Source organism: Rhodococcus sp. NBC_00294 (assembly GCF_036163995.1).
In the GTDB taxonomy this organism is placed as follows: domain Bacteria; phylum Actinomycetota; class Actinomycetes; order Mycobacteriales; family Mycobacteriaceae; genus Rhodococcoides.
The window spans coordinates 79174-98875 of sequence record NZ_CP108044.1 but is presented as its reverse complement, the minus strand read 5'-3'; the positions used below and the strand labels follow the sequence as shown (position 1 = coordinate 98875).

General features: G+C 64.0%; 21 protein-coding genes and 1 pseudogene. 9 read left to right on the top strand and 13 right to left on the bottom strand.

Annotated features, from left to right (window positions below; translation table 11 throughout):
- Positions 1-638: 638 nt before the first annotated feature.
- From OHB23_RS22270 to OHB23_RS22255, 4 genes are all read right to left on the bottom strand, one after another.
- Positions 639-1052 (bottom strand): hypothetical protein, encoded by a 414-nt coding sequence (locus OHB23_RS22270; protein WP_222647618.1) that lies wholly within the window; start codon positions 1050-1052, stop codon positions 639-641.
- Between the two features lie 14 nt (positions 1053-1066).
- Positions 1067-2863: an LGFP repeat-containing protein gene (locus OHB23_RS22265; RefSeq protein ID WP_261776379.1), complete on the bottom strand. Its 1797-nt coding sequence runs from the start codon at positions 2861-2863 to the stop codon at positions 1067-1069.
- Positions 2864-3106: 243 nt separating this feature from the next.
- Positions 3107-3265 (bottom strand): hypothetical protein, encoded by a 159-nt coding sequence (locus tag OHB23_RS22260; protein ID WP_222647617.1) that lies wholly within the window; start codon positions 3263-3265, stop codon positions 3107-3109.
- Positions 3266-3306: 41 nt separating this feature from the next.
- Entirely contained in the window at positions 3307-4407 is a 1101-nt protein-coding gene (locus tag OHB23_RS22255) for an XRE family transcriptional regulator (RefSeq protein WP_222647616.1), read from the bottom strand.
- A 546-nt stretch (positions 4408-4953) separates the two neighbouring features.
- On the opposite strand from OHB23_RS22255, the gene OHB23_RS22250 reads away from it, so the two are divergent.
- From OHB23_RS22250 to OHB23_RS22240, 3 genes are all read left to right on the top strand, one after another.
- A complete protein-coding gene (locus OHB23_RS22250) occupies positions 4954-5421 on the top strand; it encodes a hypothetical protein (protein WP_222647615.1) in 468 nt (155 codons plus the stop codon).
- A 47-nt stretch (positions 5422-5468) separates the two neighbouring features.
- Positions 5469-5798, top strand: coding sequence for a hypothetical protein (locus OHB23_RS22245; RefSeq protein ID WP_222647614.1), 330 nt, complete (start codon positions 5469-5471; stop codon positions 5796-5798).
- Positions 5799-5860: 62 nt separating this feature from the next.
- Complete coding sequence (locus tag OHB23_RS22240) at positions 5861-7339, top strand: ThiF family adenylyltransferase (protein WP_222647613.1); 1479 nt, start codon at positions 5861-5863, stop codon at positions 7337-7339.
- Positions 7340-7467: 128 nt separating this feature from the next.
- On the opposite strand, the gene OHB23_RS22235 is transcribed toward OHB23_RS22240, so the two are convergent.
- The 4 genes from OHB23_RS22235 to OHB23_RS22220 all read right to left on the bottom strand — a co-directional run bounded on the left by OHB23_RS22235 (position 7468) and on the right by OHB23_RS22220 (position 11055).
- Positions 7468-8097 carry a PIN domain-containing protein gene (locus OHB23_RS22235; RefSeq protein WP_222647612.1) on the bottom strand — a complete coding sequence of 210 codons (630 nt, stop codon included), beginning with the start codon at positions 8095-8097 and terminating at the stop codon, positions 7468-7470.
- Between the two features lie 61 nt (positions 8098-8158).
- Entirely contained in the window at positions 8159-8662 is a 504-nt protein-coding gene (locus OHB23_RS22230; protein ID WP_261776378.1) for a helix-turn-helix domain-containing protein, read from the bottom strand.
- A gap of 192 nt (positions 8663-8854) precedes the next feature.
- Positions 8855-10678, bottom strand: coding sequence for a relaxase/mobilization nuclease domain-containing protein (locus tag OHB23_RS22225; RefSeq protein ID WP_222647611.1), 1824 nt, complete (start codon positions 10676-10678; stop codon positions 8855-8857).
- Positions 10675-11055, bottom strand: a complete 381-nt coding sequence (locus OHB23_RS22220) for a plasmid mobilization protein (protein ID WP_222647610.1) — start codon at positions 11053-11055, stop codon at positions 10675-10677. Before OHB23_RS22220 ends, OHB23_RS22225 begins: the two co-directional genes overlap by 4 nt.
- A 425-nt stretch (positions 11056-11480) precedes the next feature.
- Here OHB23_RS22220 and OHB23_RS22215 point away from each other — a divergent pair, with 425 nt between their 5' ends.
- The 6 genes from OHB23_RS22215 (at position 11481) to OHB23_RS22190 (ending at position 15795) form a co-directional block, all read left to right on the top strand.
- A complete protein-coding gene (locus tag OHB23_RS22215; protein WP_328811721.1) occupies positions 11481-12689 on the top strand; it encodes a PIN-like domain-containing protein in 1209 nt (402 codons plus the stop codon).
- 173 nt (positions 12690-12862) lie between these two features.
- The gene (locus OHB23_RS22210; RefSeq protein WP_328811720.1) at positions 12863-13279 is read left to right on the top strand and encodes a hypothetical protein; all 417 of its coding nucleotides are present in this window, start codon (positions 12863-12865) and stop codon (positions 13277-13279) included.
- A complete protein-coding gene (locus OHB23_RS22205; RefSeq protein ID WP_328811719.1) occupies positions 13276-14259 on the top strand; it encodes a hypothetical protein in 984 nt (327 codons plus the stop codon). The genes OHB23_RS22210 and OHB23_RS22205 overlap by 4 nt, the downstream gene beginning before the upstream one ends.
- A complete protein-coding gene (locus OHB23_RS22200) occupies positions 14256-14831 on the top strand; it encodes a thermonuclease family protein (RefSeq protein WP_328811718.1) in 576 nt (191 codons plus the stop codon). Before OHB23_RS22205 ends, OHB23_RS22200 begins: the two co-directional genes overlap by 4 nt.
- Before the next feature lie 383 nt (positions 14832-15214).
- A complete protein-coding gene (locus OHB23_RS22195) occupies positions 15215-15427 on the top strand; it encodes a hypothetical protein (protein ID WP_328811717.1) in 213 nt (70 codons plus the stop codon).
- Positions 15403-15795 carry a hypothetical protein gene (locus tag OHB23_RS22190; RefSeq protein WP_328811716.1) on the top strand — a complete coding sequence of 131 codons (393 nt, stop codon included), beginning with the start codon at positions 15403-15405 and terminating at the stop codon, positions 15793-15795. Before OHB23_RS22195 ends, OHB23_RS22190 begins: the two co-directional genes overlap by 25 nt.
- 1106 nt (positions 15796-16901) lie before the next feature.
- Here the strand turns inward: OHB23_RS22190 and OHB23_RS22185 are convergent.
- The 5 genes and pseudogenes from OHB23_RS22185 to OHB23_RS22165 form a co-directional block, all read right to left on the bottom strand.
- Entirely contained in the window at positions 16902-17246 is a 345-nt protein-coding gene (locus OHB23_RS22185; RefSeq protein WP_328811715.1) for a hypothetical protein, read from the bottom strand.
- Between the two features lie 341 nt (positions 17247-17587).
- Complete coding sequence (locus tag OHB23_RS22180; RefSeq protein WP_328811714.1) at positions 17588-18304, bottom strand: hypothetical protein; 717 nt, start codon at positions 18302-18304, stop codon at positions 17588-17590.
- A 287-nt stretch (positions 18305-18591) separates the two neighbouring features.
- Positions 18592-19179 (bottom strand): DnaB-like helicase N-terminal domain-containing protein, encoded by a 588-nt coding sequence (locus OHB23_RS22175; RefSeq protein WP_328811713.1) that lies wholly within the window; start codon positions 19177-19179, stop codon positions 18592-18594.
- A 15-nt stretch (positions 19180-19194) separates the two neighbouring features.
- A complete protein-coding gene (locus OHB23_RS22170; RefSeq protein ID WP_328811712.1) occupies positions 19195-19344 on the bottom strand; it encodes a hypothetical protein in 150 nt (49 codons plus the stop codon).
- A 42-nt stretch (positions 19345-19386) separates the two neighbouring features.
- Positions 19387-19509: pseudogene (locus OHB23_RS22165) on the bottom strand (NrdH-redoxin); the annotation flags it as partial.
- Positions 19510-19702: the final 193 nt, after the last annotated feature.

Genomic DNA, 19702 nt, shown 5'->3' with positions numbered 1-19702 from the left:
CCACGCTGACCCGTCGATGGCCGTGTTGCCCTGGGCCGTTCTCACGCGCCCGGCAGCGCACGTCAGTTGATAAAGAGACGACCGAAGCACCACATAGGAACATCGGAAGAGCGAGCACAGTGCGCAGGCCGCTGCTTGACCTACGCACCGTGTACAGGTGCAGCGGGGCACCTGGTGGCAGAGGTGCCACAGACTCCGGGGTACGAAACAGCCATGCGCACATCCAACGAATACGTTCAGTTCTGAACAAACAGTTCAGAAGTTCGCCCGCGCAGTCGTCCGAACTCGCGGAACACCTCGGCAGCTCGAAATCACACGAGACGTCGTCGCGATTGGGTCGTAAAACAGGCTCCCGCGCCTTGCTGAAAGTAACGATATTCATTGCCGATAATTTATATTATGACATAGGTGCTGCTTAAGCCGACATTGACCAGGCTCATCGCGCCAACCCGACGGCCAACCGCGAGATCCGGAAACGAGAAAGCCCCCGGCCTGTCGGCCGGGGGCACCCCATCAGCGAACCCCGCTACAGAACGCCACCTCGTTGCTGCGCAGAGCGCGACTATGGAACCCTCGATCAACGCCCTTCGCGTCGAGACCCAAGTGCAACTACAACTCGACGACCCGGAGCGTTTTCATCAGTCAGGGGTAGGCGCGAGGTGACCAATCTTGGCAACTACTGCTCCTGTTCTCCTGTCTGTCCAACATGCTTCCTGAACATCCTTCATGTCGTTCGCAACCAAAAATGTGCCCTGTTCCGTCGGCCATTCCAGACGTTCGTCCAGAAAGAGTTCCTGAACGGCTTCGGCAACCCGCATGATCGCTTCAGGAGTTGTCACCTGGTCCACACTGATTCCAACCGAGTGGCCTGTGTTGTTGATGCGTAGGCCAACCATCCAGCCACCGATCTCCGGAGCTTCGGTGATATCCCATCGAAGAATGTCTTTGGCCACAGGCGGACGGGTCACGAGATCTTGGCCCACCGTACGACATGCACGTGCTATTACTGGGGGCACGTCCTCGTCAAACTCTTCATCAAGCGGATAAAGCATGTTCGCTCACCTCCTCACTCAGTTGTAAGGTCCGATTCGAATGCGTCGACACCGGGGCCCTCTGCAGATCGTCCTCCTGTTGGAGGCGGCAGGTTGTAGTCCAAAACCTGGTAGGCAAAACTGAACTGATAGTACGTGTAGTCCCCGCTGAGGGTTTCGAAGCTACAGTAGCCGAACAAATCATACTGCGCACCGATCGTGTTCTTCGGAATAGTGGAGTGCCAAAAGTAATTTATAGGAACCTGCATGTGACTATCGCTATACTGTTGAATCTGTCCGAACTTGTTCAGGTAGGATTTGCAGTCCATGAGGTTTGAGCCACCGAGCGCCTGGGCGGATTCGTTGAGTTGCTGCCCCCACGCCATCGGATAGAAATACTTGCCGTTTTCAATCTCCGGATCAAAGTTGTAACTGACTTGTCCGGAGAACGTTGCGTACCGATCCTTTTTAATGTAGTTGGGGTCTTGCGGCTGGAAGGTCTTGGTGTGTTGCCCGGCTGCCGGGGTCGCAAGTTCAAGACGCATCTTATTGGTTTGGAAGTATTGCGTTATATTTCCGGGTTCGAACTCGTCTCTAATTTCGTCTGATGTTGGGTAACCATATCGACTCCGTTCGTAACCCTGAGATGCCCATCGCTCCAAGAAGAGGCCCGTCACGGGGTGCGCCCCGTGCGTGGGGTGCCAGTAGATGACACCGCGTTCGAAGCGAGCCATGCGTCCTTGCCCGTCCGGTATCCCGATTTCGTCACCGGTGATGTAGCCGAGCGGACTACCGCCGGGGGCGTTACCGCCGATGGTGTTCCACTTGTCGCGGATCGGTCCGTTGCGGATGGCGGAGCCAATGGCGTTCTGAAATGCGACGTAGACGGCTCCACCCTGAAACTCCTGCCGACGGCCTCCGTCCGGGAGGAGGACTTCGTCGGTGGTGGGGTAGGCCAGCCATCCGCCTTCGTAGCCAAGGTTGCCCCAGCGGTTGAGGAAGCTGTTGACAACGGGATGCGCTCCGCCGGCCGCGGACCAGTAGATGGGCCCGTTGACAAAGGTGACGCGTTCCCCTGCTCCGCCGGGGTTGACGATGTTTCCGCTGGTGGGGAGCCACAAAAAGCTGCTCACACCACCGAGCGAGTTGTATTTGTCGCGGATAGCGCCGCACACGTCGAAGCTCGTCGGCCAGTACCTCTGGCACGTCACTGCAGCTCGGGACGTGCGCTGCTTCGCGATGAGCAACGCTTCCCCAATCTCGGCCTGGTCGGCCTGCTCTTTCGTGTACCCCTCGGGCCATTCCTCCCGATCCGACCGCATCTTTCCCGGGACGAGGGTGCTGTGCGGATTCTCCGTCGGCAGTCCGGTGTACGGGATTCGCTTGACCTCGGGGGTTGGCTCGGTGGCCTCAGCGCTAGGGATCGCTGTTGCGATGGTCGTCGTAGCGCTTGACGGTGCAGGCGCCGGCACGTCAGCGACTCCCGGTGCCTCGGACGCTGTGGTGGGTGCCTGCGAGGTGGCCGGTGCGGGCGACGGCGCTTCGGTGCACGAGGTCGGCGTCGCTGGTGTGGTGGTGGACGGGGCCGCTGTCGTGGTCGTGGTGGTCGGTGCCGTGGTGATAGCGCACGGGTCGACTGGTGCTGGTAGCTGCTGCTGCAACGCCGTCGGCGCGGAGCTGGTCGGTGCGGCCGGGGTGGTGGACGGTTGCGCGGTGGCCACCACTCCCCCGCCGGTGGCCATCAGGACTGCGATCATGCCGGCGGTCAGAACCGCCCGCGGGGTCGAGGAGAACATCGGTTTCGGCCGTGGTGGCCGAGCAAAGATCGTCATGAACGCTGCTCTCTCAGAGGGACGACGCCGGTCCCAAATGCCGGGTCGCCACAACATCTTTAAGGGCAAGTCACAACAAGCGCAACCGATCCAACTGGCACATACCACCTAAAACAAACCGATGAGTTAGTTGCCTACGCGAAGAACCAGCACGGCAATGGTGGACCAGCCGCCCAATCGGGAAGCACGAAGACGACTCGCCGAATAGCGTTGCTTCTGAACCCGTTTCGTGTCCTGTCAATTTCACTCAAGGTCGAGACGTTGCTCTGCGCGTCGACGACCCGTTCCCGCCGAGTAGGTCCGGTGCGCTGCGGCACCCGCGTGATCAATCCACACCGCATGGCTGCCCTCGACCGACCAGATACCGGGCACCCCGGTGCGCCACGAAGTCGGATCCAGCATGCGTGAACGCATCTTCCGACTCCCACTGTGAAAAACTATGGCTATTCCCAGCGTGGGAGGACATCGCTGACTGACGGGGCATTTTTGGCCAGTGTCGTCCGCCAGTCCAATCGGCCCCGTTTCTGCAATTGACCAATCAGCACGATACGCGCGAGGCCGAGTTTTGTCGCAGTCTGTTCGACCCACGGCGCATTGATTCGTGAGGGAACCACCGGGTGCCCGCCCGGAAATATCCATGTGCCGGCGCTGTCGTTGGCTTCCCTTTCCCGGTTCGACTCTTGTGCGTGACTGTCGTCCAAATCTTCGACAATCGGGCCGTCGTCGACGTGTCCGCGGAGAATATGTGCTATCTCATGGAGCAAGGTGAACAAAACTTTGTCGAGGCGCTTGCCGCGCCCAGATACTCCTATGACGGGGTAGCCATCTACGAACATCGCGCACCCGTCGATTTTGGCGCCGGGTAGCGCTTCGACGTACACCAGCCGGACGCCGGCGTCGCGCAGTCGCTCAGGCAGCGCCGCGAAGTCCTCCGCTGTTCTCACCAACCGAGGAAGGGACGCGGCGAGCTTGGCCAGCATTTCGGGCGAGTACTCCCCCTGGGGAGGTAGCGTTCTGGCTTGTTTGCGCACGCAGGCGAGCCAAGCTTGCTGCAGCATGGTGATGCCTTCGCCGGCGTTCGCGCGTTTGGCCGCTGCTGCGATCTCGGGCTGAGAATCTATGGAGGTGAGTCCGAACAGGCTTGACACCTCAGCTTCCAGCTCGTCCAGAGTAGAACCCGTCAGTATCTTTCTTTTCTGCAAAATTTGAATGGGCGCGAGCTCATTCAGCCGAGCCCGGCGGCGTACATCGCCAAGTTTCGCCTGCGTCGCCTTATTCGTCGCTTGCCGGGCCAAAAGGTACTGGTCCTGCAGCCTCAGCCAGAACTCCGGCGACTGCCCGAGGGCAGCACCAATCTGAGCGGCCGACTCCCGAGTTATCTCCTTCTTTCCGGTGACGATCTCGGATACGAATTGGGTCGGGCGGTCGATCACGGTCGCGAAGTCGGCCTGGGACCATCCACGAGACTCCAGCTCCCTGCCCAAGAGTTCGCCGACAGGTGTCTGGTCGATCGGTAGCAAGTCGTCGTGTGCGGTGTTGCTCATCGCTGGGGTTCCATCTCTACTGTCGCGACCCCGAAGACCACAGCAACGTGGTTCCCGGAGTACTCGAACGTGAGGTCAATAACGCGGCCCGAACCCAACGTCGCCCGGGCCCGCCTGGGGTCACCGGAACCGTGGGGTTCGATACGCAGCGAGCGCATGTTCCGCAGGTCGGTTTCGACGTAGGCGGCTCGTGCGCACTGAATGAGGCATCGAAAATCCCTGATCTCGAGGTCACTCCAACCCGCCGGTCGGAAACCTGGATCCGTGGCGAGGCGGCGCAACCCCTCGTCCAGGTAGTCCTGTTCCATCGCCTCTTCCCCATCACCCATTGGCCGATAACTTGAATGCCGTCTTCGAACCTACCGCCATGCGACAGGTATCCGACGCACAACGTCTCCAGATACTCGACTGTGACTCATCACCCCTTGGGTGATCGGCCGTTGTGCTAGTGTCATCTTGTCGAGCACAGCCGGAAACCGGAGGTGCCTCGGCAGTGGGGCGGAGTTCGTACGGGAGTTCGCCGAAGCGTTCCAGGAGGAAACAGCGATGACAGATCTTCAGGACAACCAGCGGAAGCGGGACTCGCGGCGGCCTGAGCTCATTACCGTCACCATCGACGACGCCGAGTTCGATACCGCCGACGACGACCAGGACGCCGCATCCCTGGTGCGTCTCGCGGGTCGTGACCCGAGAGAATTCGACCTCTTCGTCGTCGACAAGCACGGTGTCGAGACGCACATCGAAGACGTGCAGATCGTCAACCTGCGCGACGGCGGACTATTCCGCACCCGGCGGAAGGTGCGCTTCACCATCGACGGCGAACGCCACACCAGTTGGGACGACGACCAAACCGCTGCTGCGTTGCTGCGGCTGGCCGGAGTTGACCCGACCAAGTACGACCTGGCTCGCGTCAACGCTGCCGGAAATCCCGAAGTCTTCAGCGGCGACCAGGTGGTGACCATCCACCACGGGGACGAGTTCGTCACCGCCAAGCAAGCCGGGCCTGTCGCGTGATGGATCTGCCGCCACCTGGTTCTCCTGCGCGCCGGTTCGCTGATGACATGACCGCCGTTGGGGCGACGGTGCGCGCCGAGCATGGACGCCTGCTGTTCGACGTCCTCGCCGTCGGCGGCGCATGGGCCGGACAGTGGGTGGCGACCGGTGTCAGCCTGGCGGAGGTGCAAGCCTGGCCGCAGGCGCCGCCGCATTGGGTGCATCTTCCCGACGCCGTGGTGTTCGAGACAACCAACAGCGACACCACTGACTGCCCACCCGGATGGCGGCGGCATTCCCGTGAGTTTGCGTTCACCGACACCTCGATCCCTCCGGCCCAGGCATGGCTGAGTCACGTTCGCGGTTTGCTGTCGCTGGCAGTTTCGCCCGCGGCTTAGCCCACGACTGAAAACCCACGGAACAGAACAGCAAGACGGACTCTGCAAAGAAGGATCACGCAATGCGATATTCGGTCGCTATAACGGGCGCAGTACATGCGGCAATGCTCGAGCACCTGGTCCGTGACGATGGGCAGGAAGACGTCCTCGCCGCCACCTATCTATTGTCCACCGGTGTGCGGCGCACGACTGCCGTGGTGCAGACCGTGATCCCGCCGCGGGACGGTGAACGGCTGGTGCACGGCAACGCCTCGTTCACCAGTGCCTACGTCCTGCGCGCAGCAGCCGAGGCCCGCACGCGCGGTGAAGGATTGGTGCTGCTGCACTCCCATCCCCGTGGCCGCGGATGGCAGGGCCTCAGCATCACCGACCACGACACCGAAGCCGATTACGAACGTGTCGCGCGCGCTTACACGAAGATGCCGTTGCTCGGCATGACCCTCGCAGGCCGCGACGCCGGATGGTCAGCTCGGTTCTGGTTCGACGGCATCCGCCCAAGCTGGGCGGAGTCGGTGCGCTGCGTATCGGACAGATTGACCGTGACGTGGAACGACGCTCTGATGCCTGCGCCTCAGCCGACCGCGTCACAGCAGCGCACCATCTCGGCGTGGGGCGACTCCGCACAGGCCTCGATCGCCCGCTTGCGTGTTCTGGTCGTCGGCACCGGCAGCGTTGGTCTTGACGTCGCGCAACGCCTTGCCGCAACCGGGCTACTCGAAGTCGGCGTCATGGACTTCGACGCCGTCGAGCCCGTCAATCTGGATCGCATGATTGGCGCCACGCGACTCGACGCCGACCTGGGCCGAGCAAAAGTCGCCGTCGCCGCGCGTCTCATGACTTCGGCAGCCACCGGCAACAACTTTCATCCCGTCGTGCATGAGGTAGACATCACCGATCCCACCGGGCTTCGAGCCGCCTTGGACTACGACCTGATTTTCTCTTGCGTCGACCGGCCCTGGCCGCGCGCCGTTCTCAACCAGACCGCCTACGCCGACCTGATCCCCGTAATCGACGGCGGCATCGCCCTCGACACCTTCGCGGACGGCAGGCTACGGGGCGGCATCTGGCGCGCCCACACTCTCGTACCTGAGCGCCCCTGCATGGTGTGTCTGGGACAACTCGACCTCGGCGACCTCAGTCTCGACATGCAGGGCCTACTCGACGATCCCACCTACATCGCCGAGTCCGGCAGGCAGACACCTGCCGGCCAGAACGTTGCAGCTCTCTCCGCCAGCGTCAGCGCCGCACTACTAGCCCAATTCGTGAGCCTCGTCGCACACCCAGGCGGGCGCGGTGTCCCCGCACCGCTGCGCTACCTCCTCGCACCTCACCGCCTCGAACATTCCGAGGCGAAGACCGGGAAATACTGCAGCTACGAGTCCGAGACCGCCACCGCAGACCATCGTCCAACGTTGACCAAACCTCAGACCGAATGGCGCCGCATCGTCAGCGAACGCAACGAGGTAAAACACTCACTGCGGCTGCGGGTGCTCGACGCAGCGCACCGCACACTGCAGAACGTGACCTCTCGATTGGTGTGAAGCGCAGCCGTCCCCAAACAGCCGATCGTCGCCGCCAATGTCCTGGACATGCTCGTCGACGCCAGCGGCTGGTACCCCTACTCCCTCCGGGACTTCGGTAACTGTCGGCACGCTCGTCGAGGCACTCGCTAGCTCGCGCCCAACCGCGGAATGGAGAATTCCGTTTGTCTGATGTGACTCAGAACCCGGTCCGCGAAGCCAGGGGCTCCTGCCTTCTCGAGGCGTTTAGGGAGCGTCGGATGGTCCAGCTCAGGATGCTTGTTCTTTTGCCGGACCCAGTGCGTCAGCTGATACTCAAGGACCTCGCGGACGGTTCCGGGCGACGAGTCGTCGATCAGCAGGAAGAAGTCGTCAGCCGTGTAGACCTCATATGGCAGATCATCCGCAAACTGAACGTCTTTGACGTTCTGCGTCAGAATTATGTCGGCGTCGCCATGGATGGCTGCACCATGTAAGTGAGCATCGTGAGGGTCCTTGTAAGCGGCTGTTGGATCAATCTCGAAGTCTGAGATGAGGCCGGCCGGGAACATGTCGAACAGCTTGCGACGAACATCGGTCAACTGCCGGTCGGAGGCGAAGGGGAGCTTCTTACGACGGTGATACGTGTACTCGGTGATGACATCCTCGGTCCACATCACGTCGTACATCCCACTCGGCTTCGGCAGCCAGGAGAGCAGCAGAGTCCAGTCACGGAGAGTTCTGGACAGAAGAATATTGGCATCGACGAGAACGCCCATTCCTCCCGTACCCATGCTCATGGTGAGGACTGTACAAGTACGGGAGGGATGGGGCTTGGCGGTTGGAGTGTGTCGAGCTGCGTCAGTTTTCTTCGAGTCCGAGCTCGTCTTCGAGGTCACGCATCTCTTCGAACGCAGCCAACCGGGCTTGCCTCTGACCGTCTCTGTAATCCATGATGTCCTCGCTCAAGACGCGGGTGTGAGAACGAACTTTGTGGCTCGGGATGTCGCCCTGAGAGATGAGTTTCATCAGAGTGGGCCGTGACACCCCGAGGAGCTTTGCAGCCGCCGTGGTCGTCAACTCTTTCGGGACACTTCCGACCGTCACCGTGCCGCCGCGGCTGACAACCTCCAGGACCTGCCGAACGATCGCAGCGAGCTCGGTCGGCATGGGCGTCTGATGACCTCGGTCATCTAGATCGCTGACCAAGACGCCGCCGATAGCCGCCGGAACACTGCTGGTGAACTGTTTCGCCTGCTCGACCTCGTGCTCGTTCAGGGACAGAACAGTCCGGTCATCACGTTCAAGTGCGGTACTCATCTGCGCCCTTCCTAGCTCGTTTTTGTCGATGACCCGAAGATACATGGTTGCACTTATAAGTGCAATGCTTATTTGGAGCGTCCGCGCTCCGGGTCTTGATAGAACGCGGGGCCGAAGCACAACGGGCGGGGGCGAGCCACTCATGTTCAGGGCCCCTCCACCTGCCAACTGCGTGTTGTCCACACGCTCGCCGACCAACATCAGTGCCCTGCACGTCGTGAACGTTGTGGGACTCCGCTAGCGTTCCGGCTCACCCTGGTCACGCTCTTGATCAGACAGTGAAGTGCCGGCTCCGTGAGCGCCGTCGCCCGCCACTCCCCTGCGCACGCGCCGTTCATCCACTGCCTGCGCCCGGCCCCGTTCGAGCATTGCCAATAACTCGTCTCGTTCCTCTGCGGGCAGATCGTTGATGACGGTTCGACGCGCGGCCGGTGGCTGCGGGATATCTTCGCCTGCGGCGCGTCGAGCCGCTCTGTCGATCTCCCCCGCCTCGGGTGGCATGGCAATGCGCCGCGTCACCCGAGTCGGCGCACCACCGGAATGGGCATCATCAGAGCCGACTCGAACGAGTAGGCGTTCGTGCAGCGTGGTCAGTTCTCGTTCCCGCACGAGCGTCAGGGTGTGCGCCTGGTGGGCATGGCCGGCGGCACGTTCGGCGTCGGCGAACGCTTCCATCGTCCGCATCATCTGGCGCAGCAGCAGTGCGTTCGCGGCGGCACCGCCGCGGGTCGCGAGCGCCGCCTGCATCATGATCAACGCAGCACCGCCCGCATGCCTCCGTTCCGGATCAGGCGTGATGCGTTGGTACGCCGGGATCTGCGCGGACTGCGCCAGCGCCGCTGCCGCTTTCGCCAACGGTCCCGGTGTCGGCTCGGTGCGCGCTGACCATGCAGCGAACACACCGGCGGTGCGTCCGGCTGCGCGCGCCCACTGTGCGGTGTCCTCAATCGGGATCGACGTCAGGTAGGTGTTCCACTTGCCGATGTCTTCCGCTGCGCGCGCAATCAGTTCCGGGTCGAGCGGTGTGCGTTCGCGCCCGGTGGTGATGGTCACCGCAGTACCCCGGCGGGCGGCCGACCACTCCGCTGCCGCGTCCTGCGGCGCGGTTCCGGTGGTGTCCCATTCGTCGCGCAGTCGCGGCAGGGTCAGGTCTTTCGCCAACCGTCCGCCGCCGTACCAGACGGGCTTTGTACCGGCGGCTCGCTCGGCGGCCGTGGGTGTGGTGGCGACCGAGTATCCGACGACGGTGCCGGTGGTTCCGGTGTCGTAGCGGGGGCGCATGAGCACCTTCTGGGCGCGCAGTCTGCGCACGAACTCCGCTTCGGTCTTCGACGCTGTCGCGCACGCGCGCACCCTGCGCTCCAACAGTGCCCGCGACGTCTCCGACGCCCCAGTGCGGGTGGCGCGAGCTGCTTCCGCCGGCTTGACACCGCGGGTGCCGCGGTCGTTCTCACGGGACGTCAGCACCACCAATCCGTGGGTGCGTTCGAGGGCGTTGCACGCGGCCTGTGCGCGTTTGAAGTCGTTGAAGGTGTCGACCTTCGTGCCGTCCTCGCGGACGGCGGATGCGGCGATGTGGATGTGGTCGCCGCCCGCGGTGGTCTTGCCGTGCCGGATCGCCACCCACCGCGCAGACGGGCGGGGAGACTCCGGGTCGTCGAAGCCCATCTCGCGCATGAAGTCGCCCGCGATCGCGCCCCACTTCTCGTCCGACAACTCCCCCTCGTCGGGGTTGAGCGAGAGCGAGCAGTGCCAGACGTTGCGGTCACTGGTGGCGTCGGCGAGCGCCACCGACCGGGGCGTGCCATCGTCGATCGCCGCGTTCATCCGGCGGCGGTTCGTGTACGAGACCTCGGTGCCGAACACGACCCGAGCTGTGTCGATTTCGTGCGCCAGCTCGATTGCCTCGGCGTGCGACAGCTCTCCGGTCGGTGCACGCAGAATCACGCTCTCGTGGCCGGCGACGATGTGCGGGTTCTCGTGCTCGTTCGACCTGCCGGGACCGGCGAGGTACGACACCAGTCCCGTCATTTTCGCGCCGCGCGTGATGTTCGGGATCACGTGCCGGTCAGCTCCCGCGGCAGAGTGCGGATCCGGTCGAAGACACGGAGCACCGACGCCAGCGTCGCCTCCGTCTCCGGCGCCAACTCCCCCGTCGCATTGGCGACCTTCGCGAGCTGGTTGACATTACGGCCGAGCGCCGCGATGAGCTTGGTGACAGCGAACAGCTCCGTCAGATCCTCACGCGAAACAGACGCCCGCGGAGCCTTGAGCGCCGAGTCCGCCAGCAACCGCGCCACCGTCACACCCTGCACTCGAGCAGCGGCCTGCACGGCGAGTTCCTGCTCGTCGGTCAGCTTCACCACATGCCGGTGCACTCGGCCGCCGACGACGTTGGACTGCCGGCTGCGCAGCCACCCCGCTCTGCTCTCGCTCACCACCCGCTCCTCACGTCTCGAACCGTCCCGAATGCCCAGCGCAGCGACCCCGACCGGGGACCCACACGCCCAGTGTGGCAGGGGCCCGCTGAAACCGCCAGGTTTAGGGCACCCAAGTAATAGCTTGCTCCGCCTGGGGCACGACGGCGAGCCGTGGAGCGTGCGGAGCGGGTCGCCGTGAAAGACGCTCAGGACGAGCGCAGCGAGTTCCCCAGCGGGCCGCGAGAGCTGCGCGGCCGGCGGTTGTCCCCGGTGGTGGGTCCGACCCCGATTGTGGGTGCCTGAGATCGAGCGCAGCGACCGGGAAATCTCGGGCATCCACACGAGGACCACGGTCGGTCCACGACTGTGGACAGCTGCTGTTTGAATATCAGCAGCAGATCCATCGAGCGATGAGCGGACGCCACCACAGAGGAGCGACACCAGTGAAATCGGTTTTCCCGGAGTGGTATGACGATGCCGACCCGGACGAGGTCGACGTAGCGGCTCTGCTTACCTCAGCGACAATCGCATTTGATGCCAGCGCCTTGCTGGAGCTCTATCGCTCGCAGAAAAAAGAGCGTGCGCAGATACTCGACACGCTGCAAGCTGTGGCCGATCGACTGTTCGTTCCGTACCAGGCTGCACTCGAATATCAACGGGGGCGTAAGGGCGCGATCGCGGATCACCAGCAACTCCTCGACGGCAGCATCGAACGACTCAAAGAAGCCCAGAAGAGCGCCACCAAACCCATCAAGAACGTTGCCGTCGGGAAGCGTGTCAGAGCCGCTTGGGAGACAGCGCATGCCGGACTCGCCGATACCGTCGAACAACTCCACGACGAGTACGGGTTGACCGTCGAGAACGATGATGTGCGAGACACACTCGATGCGCTACTCACTGCTGACCGACTGGGTACCGAGCCAACGCAGGACCAGATTCAAAGATGGTGCGCCGAGTTCGACCGGCGTGCACCGATGGAAATTCCACCGGGGTACAGCGACGCATGGAAGGGCGCGCCCAAGATGTACGGCGACTACTTCATCTGGCGCGAACTGCTCGGCCACGCGATCACCACCAACAGAAGCATCATGTTCGTTTCCAACGACCAGAAATCTGACTGGATGGACCGCAGGACGGCCCCGCTGAGGGAGCTTGTCAACGAGATGCGGAGTACGGCCGGAGTGCGGTATCACCACATCACCTTGAAGCAGTTCACGCGACTCGCCCAGGAGCACCTGGCCGTCGAGGTCGACGATGAAACTATCGATCAGATAGACGACACCGACCCCTCCGTGACAACCGTCGCGTCCTTCGCCGCCTGGCTCGACGCGCACCGGCGAGACACCGTCGATTGGGGCAACCTGCCGGGCCTTCACACGGGCATTTCTCCAGAGTTCAAAACCCTTCTCGACAACCCGCCGTGGAAGAACGACATGGCTGAGTTCGTGATGCAACGCGCCCTCAACACCGACCCAGGTTTCAGTGCACTAGCGGCAGCTATGTACGGGGTGAACGGGGCACGTGGACCCATGACCCGTTGGGCGCTCGATCAGCAATCACCCGGACTCGCCAACAGCGCGGGCACGGCGAACGCAGACTCGCCGGACGGCAGCGGCGACGACGCCGACGACACGCCTGAACCGCAGGATTAGCACGCTTCCCGTAGACGGTTGCCGGGACACTACCCTACAGTCGTAAGCGATCGGGACGCCGTGCGGGCCGCCCCGGTCAGTCCCCCTTCGTGGGTGAGTCGAGCAGTCGCGTGCGCAGCACGCGGACTCGCGGTGACTCGCCCCGGACTGACCGCCTCCGAAAGGCCCGCATCATGTCTGTCACCACTGTCACTCCTGTCGACCCGGCCGCTGTTCGCGCCGCCGCAGAGGCCGCGCTGAACGACCGCCTCGCCCACATCGACACCACCGTCACCGCGCAGAACGACCGCGCCGCCGCCGCCGATGAAGTCCGCGCGGCGCAAGCACGGGAGGCGGCGCTCGCGGCCGCCGAGACCGCCGCGTTCCGCACCGCTGTCGCCAGCGGGTGGACCGTCGCCGAGCTCCGCAAGGCGGGCCTGTCCGTACCGGACTCCGTCGCCCGGCCCAGCAAGCGCGCCGCCCGCATCACGGGCGGCCGCGGACGTGGCACCGACACCGCGTCCGGCCGGCCCCAGGACACCAGCACTCCCGCCGTCGAGACGACGGCGGACGCCGAGCAGACCGCTGTCGACGAGTCGAGCGCGGCATGAGCGGCGGAATCGAAGCGACGGTGTGGCGGCGCACCCCGGCCGGGGAACCCGGCCGCACACCGTTGGCGCACGGGGTGTTCGTCGATGACGTCGGCGCGCACGAGTTCATCCGCCACCAGGTGCAGACGCTCCCCGACCGCGGGGTCGACGACGTGATGATCCAACTCGTCACCGTCGACGGCAACGGCCCGGCACGACCGACCCGCAACATCGTCGGGTCCACCGAATCGGTACTCGCGGATCTCGACCACCCCGACCAGGCGGCGCACGCGATCTCCTCCGTCCTCACCCGCGTCGCGCAGACCCGCAGCGTGGACGTCGCCGCGGTGTTGGTGCTCGCGGCCGCGTCGGCGGCGGCGAACGTCGGCGGCACCGACACCCTGTTGGCGGCGTCGCCGCAGTCCGAGTCGGCGCAGCACGTCGCCGCACTGGCAGCGTTCGGGACCGACCCGCAGTTGCCGTTGGCGAAGCGGACGGCGCCGGTGGTGCTCTACCTCGAGACCCGTGACCAACAGCTCTCCGACTACGGGATCCAGGAACTGTGGCACCGGGACCGGACGAGTATCCGGGCGGCGATGCGGCCGGCCGACCTACCGTCCTCGGCGGTGACCGAGCTGGGCGCGGAGCTGGTCGCCGTCGACCGGCTCTACGCCGCGGACACCGACGCCTACCTCGCCGCGTGGACCGCGGCGGCGACGGAGAAGGCGCGGCGGATGGGTCTGCCGGAGTCCGTGCCGGTGGTGGTGTCGACGGAGGAGACGGAGTTCTTCGACGATGGGGATCTCGAACCGATCTACGACCACGCCTTCGCGCTCGCCCCGTTGCCAGGGTGCGGGTACGTCCCCCACACGTTCCCGCACCGGTCGCCGGACGGTGGTGTCGACGTCGAGGCGTTCATCACCGCCGAACATGCCGCCCTCCGGGGGTACCGCGACCGCGTACGCGGGCAGGGCGGCACCGGCGAACAGATGGAGTCGTGACCTTGCGTCGCCGGGTCGGCGGCGCGGTGGTCGGCGCGCTGTTTGTGTGCGCGGTCGCTTCCGGGTGCAACCAACCACCGGCGGACTTTTCGGTGTCGCCGGAGGCGCCTGCCCGCGGGTGGTCGGAGGACATCGGTGTCAGTGAGGCGGTGACGGTGACGAACGTCGTCGACGGCGACACCGTCGACGTCGCCACCTCCACGGGCGGGAGTGCACGGGTGCGGGTCATCGGCATCGACACCCCGGAGACGAACCAGCCGAGCACACCCGAGCAGTGCTGGGGTCCGGAAGCGACCGACTTCGCGAGGTCGTTGCTAGACGGGCGACAGGTCGGGATGGTCACCGATCCGAGCCAGGACGAGGTGGACGACTACGGCCGGCTCCTGCGGTACCTGGTCCTCCCCGATGGGCGGGACTACTCGATCGCGGCCGCCGAGGCCGGTGCCGCTCGCTCGTACGTCTACGACCGTGCGGATCCGCCCACCGCCGCGGTGAACATCAACGACGCCGAGAACCGCGCTCAAGCCGCAGGTGCCGGAGTGTGGGGACCGCCCTGCAACGGCGACACCTGACTGTCTCACCCCTTGCATTCCTCTACCGGCCGCGTCACTCGTCGAGTGACGCGGCCGGGCCTGTTCGGTGGTGGGCGATGAACGTCATAGCGCCCGCCGCCGCCGACCTGACCGGGCGGCACGGGTGTCTGTTTCAATGCTGCACGTGACCAGTGATACCGGAAGTAACACCAACTTCGTGCCGTCCGTCGACGACGTGGTCACAGTGGCGGTGTCGGAGTCGGAGCATCCGGAGCGTGGGCGGATCGTCGAGGACTTCGGCGACAGCGTTCTGCCGGCCGATCGCACGGGCCGCACCTGGGCGCAGGCTCGTCGATGGGCGATCGCATTGGACTCCGGGCGGTTGGTGTTCGCCGACACCAGGGATCTCGCACCCGTTCGTCGTGACCGCACGCGCCGCGCTCGTGGCCGGGACGGTCATCTTGTATGTCGGCGAGGCGATCCTGCTGGCGGTCGATAATAGACTGCGCCGGGCAGCTCGCAGCGACTGTGCCGCCACTCGTGACCGACTGGATGCGGCGATCGTGTGCGCCGTGCTGGCGTCGGTATTCGCCGTCGCCGCCTCCCAGACATGCGCGGCCGCCGCCGGGTCGTGAACACGGCCAACAACGGGATCATGTGTGGTTGGGTGGCGCGCATGGCGAAGCTGATGGTGTGGGCTGCCCTCGCGGGTGTGGTGATCGGTCTCGTGCTCCTGAGTGTCGAAGGGACCCTTGCGTATCTCGATCCGAATGACGGTGCTGTCACCGTCTACGGAGGTGGGTACGGGTCGATTCAGGGCCAGGACGCGCTCGACGCCGATACCGAAGCCGAGCTCGATCGATACTTCATCGACGCGGCGAAGTGGTGGAACCAGCTGACTCTGCCGTGGTGGGCCTACCCGCTGATCGGAGCCGGATCGGCTGCGGTACTGGCTGCACCGTTCGCTATCGCCGGTGTCCGGGTCACCCGCGTGCGTCGATGACACGTCTCATGGGGATCAGGAGAGCCGGCTGGTCGCGCGGGATCGTCGCCGTACCGTTGCGTCGCCCAGCATTTGTATGTCCTCTCGTGCGCCGCCCGCGACCGGGCCGCCGAAGAGGCGCAGCATGCATATGTTCCGAACTTGCCCCAGCCGCCCGAGAGCGTCCAGGATCCTCCGTCGCGCACACGCACTCGGTTCGATGCCACTGTCTGGCCGACCGGGCGGAGCCTCAGCCGTTGGCGGCGCGCTCCACCACGCAGAAACACGTTAAACCTATGGAGCAGGTAGCAGTGGATAGCGGTGCGGCGCGGGTGAATCCCCCGCCCAGTACTCAGTGCCGTCATCCCACCAAGGTCTCACTATGACCGAAGGCGCACGTGTGCGTGCCCACTCGAGCGCCTCTGAGAGGTGGTGGAACACGGGCGATGTTTCGTAACTATCGTCATCGCCCCAATGCGCAAGGTAGGTGCCGTCTTGCTCACCGGTCGGCTCTTGTTGGTGTCTGAGGGGCACAGGCCCGTCTGTCAGGTTTCGGTGCCATGTGACGTGAACAACGCCGGTCCGCCCAAGATGTAGGGGCAAGTTGCTGGCCACACCGATGAGTTCATTCGCACGGGCGCGATCGACCGAAGCTATGCGGTCATCTGACGCAACCCATCTCAACGTCAGAACGACGTCGTCCACATGGGTGTTCTCGACTGGCAGATCGTTCAAGTCTTCGTGCAGGCGCCGCGCCAGATCCGTAAGACCTACCTGCTCCAGGTCCCGTGCGAAGCCTTCGACCCTCTCGTCGAATACGGCTCTTCGGCCCACTGGATACCTTCTCTCCGAGATCAGTCGGGTGCACGTCGATTACGGCCGCTTCAGATGTTTACATACGGTCGGCAGTGGCTGGCCCGCGAGTCTACTCGTGGTCCAGCCACTGTTTTCTATCCTCGGGCTAGGATGCGAAGCCTCCTCCGATGGAGTCGCCGGAAAGATCGAACGCTTGGCCGAACCGGTAGATCGTGGATTGGCCGGTCGGCGGACCGTCACGATGTGCGACAGGGCTGCGGACGTAGAAGTTCCAGAAGAAGTTCGGGTACGCAGTCAAACTGACTGAATATTCAGCCTTCGCGTTGTGATCGAGATTCTGGTCGTCCCTTATCACCGCTCTGCTTGTGCAGGTGCACCGGCGTACAGCGCCAGCTGCTGCCCGGGATTGATTTGCAGAGAGGCGCGAAATTGATCTCCGAACCGCCCCCGTTCACCAACACTCCGCCATTGTTCAGTGAGACGAGGAAGAAGATCGCCGACGTCGGAACGCTGTTCTTTACGGTGTACAGGTCGACGAACGTCCCGTTGCCCTCGAGCGTCCACTGGATTTCCATCTCGCCGCGTCCCACCTCGGTCGCATTGAGCATGTAGCGGATGTCGTTCGAGTAGAAGTTTGCTTTGAAATCGCTTGTCACATACCAACATGCCTGACCGCCTGATGCCCCGTACGGTGTGCAATAGGACGACGTGCCGCTCCTGGCACCCGACTCCGTCGTCGGAGCGGCCAACTCCAAGTTCGGAATACACACCCACCCCTGGCTGGGGTCAGCTGGGGGGTCGTTGCAGTCTCTCACTTCGCCCGGCGCACCCATCGGTGGTGGTGCCACCTCGATTGGGTCCTGGGCTTGCGCTGCGGGACTCAACGGTAGAGCGAACGCTAGCGTCATGACCATGACCGCCAACGGTCTGTGAAGCCGGCGTTTCCAGGGGCGCCAAACGGAGTGGCGTTGATATGTATCGACTTCCGACATAGCGACTATCCGATCCGGAACTCGCCGAGAGTAGTTGCGCCGTCACTTGCCAACAGCGGAACCACACGAGTCTCCTGTACGAAAGAGCCGTTCACCTCGTCCAGTGCCTCGATCTGCGACTTGTCGAGTTGAGGTTCCGCGATGTCAGCGGCTCGCACGTAACCGAGTTGCCCATCGGTACCGTAGGCGAGTACGAGGTCCGGAAGCTCAGCATCGACCTTCGCATCCTCCCCCGATCCGTACGATTCGCCCTGCTCATTAGTTCCGCGCGCGGCCGGCGCCGTGAACTCGAGTGGATCACTGGGGAACGTGACGAACTCCTGGTACGTAGTTCCGTTGAAAGCTCGAACGAAGCCATGGCTGTTGTAGAAACCTGGGCCGCAGTCACCCGTGGTCGGATCGTTCACTGAGGATGCCGGGGAACTGTTGTACTTGTAGGGCTTGATGACACAGAGCGCACCGCTGGAGAACAGTCGCGAACGCACCCCGATGAAGGCGGACGGCACCGTACCGCCGAAGGCGGTATAGATCCTGGTATCAGCGAACAGCGGCGTATTGCTGATGGTGGACGTGTGGAGGTATAACTGCCCGTTCACAGGTCCGGTGGAACCCACCCAACCAGTTCGGGTGTCGGCACTCGCCGCAGGAGCACCAGCCACAGTCAGGGCGGCCATCGCTGCAGCAACTGCGATCGCACTGCGGGCGGCAGAGAGTTTCTTCAAGGGAGACAACGACTTTCGCATAGGTGACGAGGTGACGAGACCCACCCAGTACATCAGTGCAACGCGGTATCGACAACGGTCCAGTCGGTTTTTTTACACGTTAGCTTTAAGTCTCACTGAAAGGCGAGAGAGCAAGAACCGGTTCGGAGACCGAGGCTCATGCTGTCGATTCGACATCGTGCACTCACCGCCAGCTCATTGAGCGCTTCTCGTCGCGATTTCCGAGCAGGACGCTGGTGATAGCCCGCTTGGGGGACACGGACCGACGGACCAGTACATGTCAGTTCTCACGGCCGCGACTCTCCCGCTCGGAAGGTGTTGAGCCTCTTCCACGCTGCCCGCTGAGCGGTGCCGAGCTGCACCATGTAATCGAACAGCTCGTCCTCAGGACCCTGCTCAGCGGCCTGGATGAGTCGCTGCCCGGTGATGTGGAACGACCGCCGGTAGGACTGGGAGAGCACGATGTCGGCGTAGTGCACGGCGGCGGACGATCCGGTGGTGTCGGCGGTGACGACGTCCGCCAACGCTCGGCGCAGCGGTGCGTCCTTCTGCCCTCCCCCGGCTCGGTGCAGGACGGCGGCGACGGAGGCGGGGTCGTGGGGCTGTCCGGTGGTGACGAGGTCGGCGATGACGGAGAACAGTTCCGCGTAGGCGGGCTCGGCGAAGTCCGCCGGCATGAGGGCGTCGGCGACGCGGACTGCGGCGGCGGTGTCGACGGACCACATGAGCGCGCAGAGGGTCAACGATTCCGGGTCGGTCCGCGGGTCGAGGCCGGCGCTCGCGTCGGCGTCGGGAACTGCGGCGTCGGGTGCGAGGTCGAGGACCGGGTCGGTCGGGTTCTGCTCGGGTTCGGGGACGGCCCGTAGTGCGCTCATGACGTGTTCCCTGCCTTACCGGGCGAAAGTGGAGTCGGCGGCCGGGTGGGTGCTCCAGGGGCCGGGGATGACGACGGCACTGGTGGTTTCGGCGGCGAGGTCCGCTTCGATCTGGGCGGCGATGAAGTCGTGGTCGGTCTGGTAGTCGAACGCGAGGTGCGCCATGGGTGGGTTCTCCTTCGATCGGTGGTGGTCTGTGAGGTTCGGTCAGGCCGCGGCGGCGGCGAGCTGCTCGATGCGGGTCACCCGATGGCCTGACCAGTGGGTGTCGGGGCCGGCGACCACGACGGGTGCGGCGAGGTAGCCGAGGGCGAGGACGTAGTCCCTAAAGTGCTGCATGTCCGGCAGGACCGGACGCCCGGAACGGTGGGGTGTAGCAGAGGACGTAGTGCATTCGAGTCGCTTCCCGCGAATGGCTGCCCCACCGGACTGGACACTCTGGCCGCACATTGAGATCTGCGACGACAGTGTCGCTGATTAGGGACCTGATGGTGGAGCTGTCCTCGGGAACGACGCACTGACA

Coding starts and splice junctions, on each gene's coding strand:
- OHB23_RS22250 (WP_222647615.1), top strand. CDS start 4,954: ATGACAGATCTTCAGGACAACCAGCGGAAGCGGGACTCGCGGCGGCCT.
- OHB23_RS22230 (WP_261776378.1), bottom strand. CDS start 8,662: ATGTATCTTCGGGTCATCGACAAAAACGAGCTAGGAAGGGCGCAGATG.
- OHB23_RS22270 (WP_222647618.1), bottom strand. CDS start 1,052: ATGCTTTATCCGCTTGATGAAGAGTTTGACGAGGACGTGCCCCCAGTA.
- OHB23_RS22205 (WP_328811719.1), top strand. CDS start 13,276: ATGAGCGGCGGAATCGAAGCGACGGTGTGGCGGCGCACCCCGGCCGGG.
- OHB23_RS22190 (WP_328811716.1), top strand. CDS start 15,403: ATGCGCGGCCGCCGCCGGGTCGTGAACACGGCCAACAACGGGATCATG.
- OHB23_RS22210 (WP_328811720.1), top strand. CDS start 12,863: ATGTCTGTCACCACTGTCACTCCTGTCGACCCGGCCGCTGTTCGCGCC.
- OHB23_RS22260 (WP_222647617.1), bottom strand. CDS start 3,265: ATGCTGGATCCGACTTCGTGGCGCACCGGGGTGCCCGGTATCTGGTCG.
- OHB23_RS22235 (WP_222647612.1), bottom strand. CDS start 8,097: ATGAGCATGGGTACGGGAGGAATGGGCGTTCTCGTCGATGCCAATATT.
- OHB23_RS22175 (WP_328811713.1), bottom strand. CDS start 19,179: ATGAGCGCACTACGGGCCGTCCCCGAACCCGAGCAGAACCCGACCGAC.
- OHB23_RS22245 (WP_222647614.1), top strand. CDS start 5,469: ATGACCGCCGTTGGGGCGACGGTGCGCGCCGAGCATGGACGCCTGCTG.
- OHB23_RS22240 (WP_222647613.1), top strand. CDS start 5,861: ATGCGATATTCGGTCGCTATAACGGGCGCAGTACATGCGGCAATGCTC.
- OHB23_RS22170 (WP_328811712.1), bottom strand. CDS start 19,344: ATGGCGCACCTCGCGTTCGACTACCAGACCGACCACGACTTCATCGCC.
- OHB23_RS22265 (WP_261776379.1), bottom strand. CDS start 2,863: ATGACGATCTTTGCTCGGCCACCACGGCCGAAACCGATGTTCTCCTCG.
- OHB23_RS22255 (WP_222647616.1), bottom strand. CDS start 4,407: ATGAGCAACACCGCACACGACGACTTGCTACCGATCGACCAGACACCT.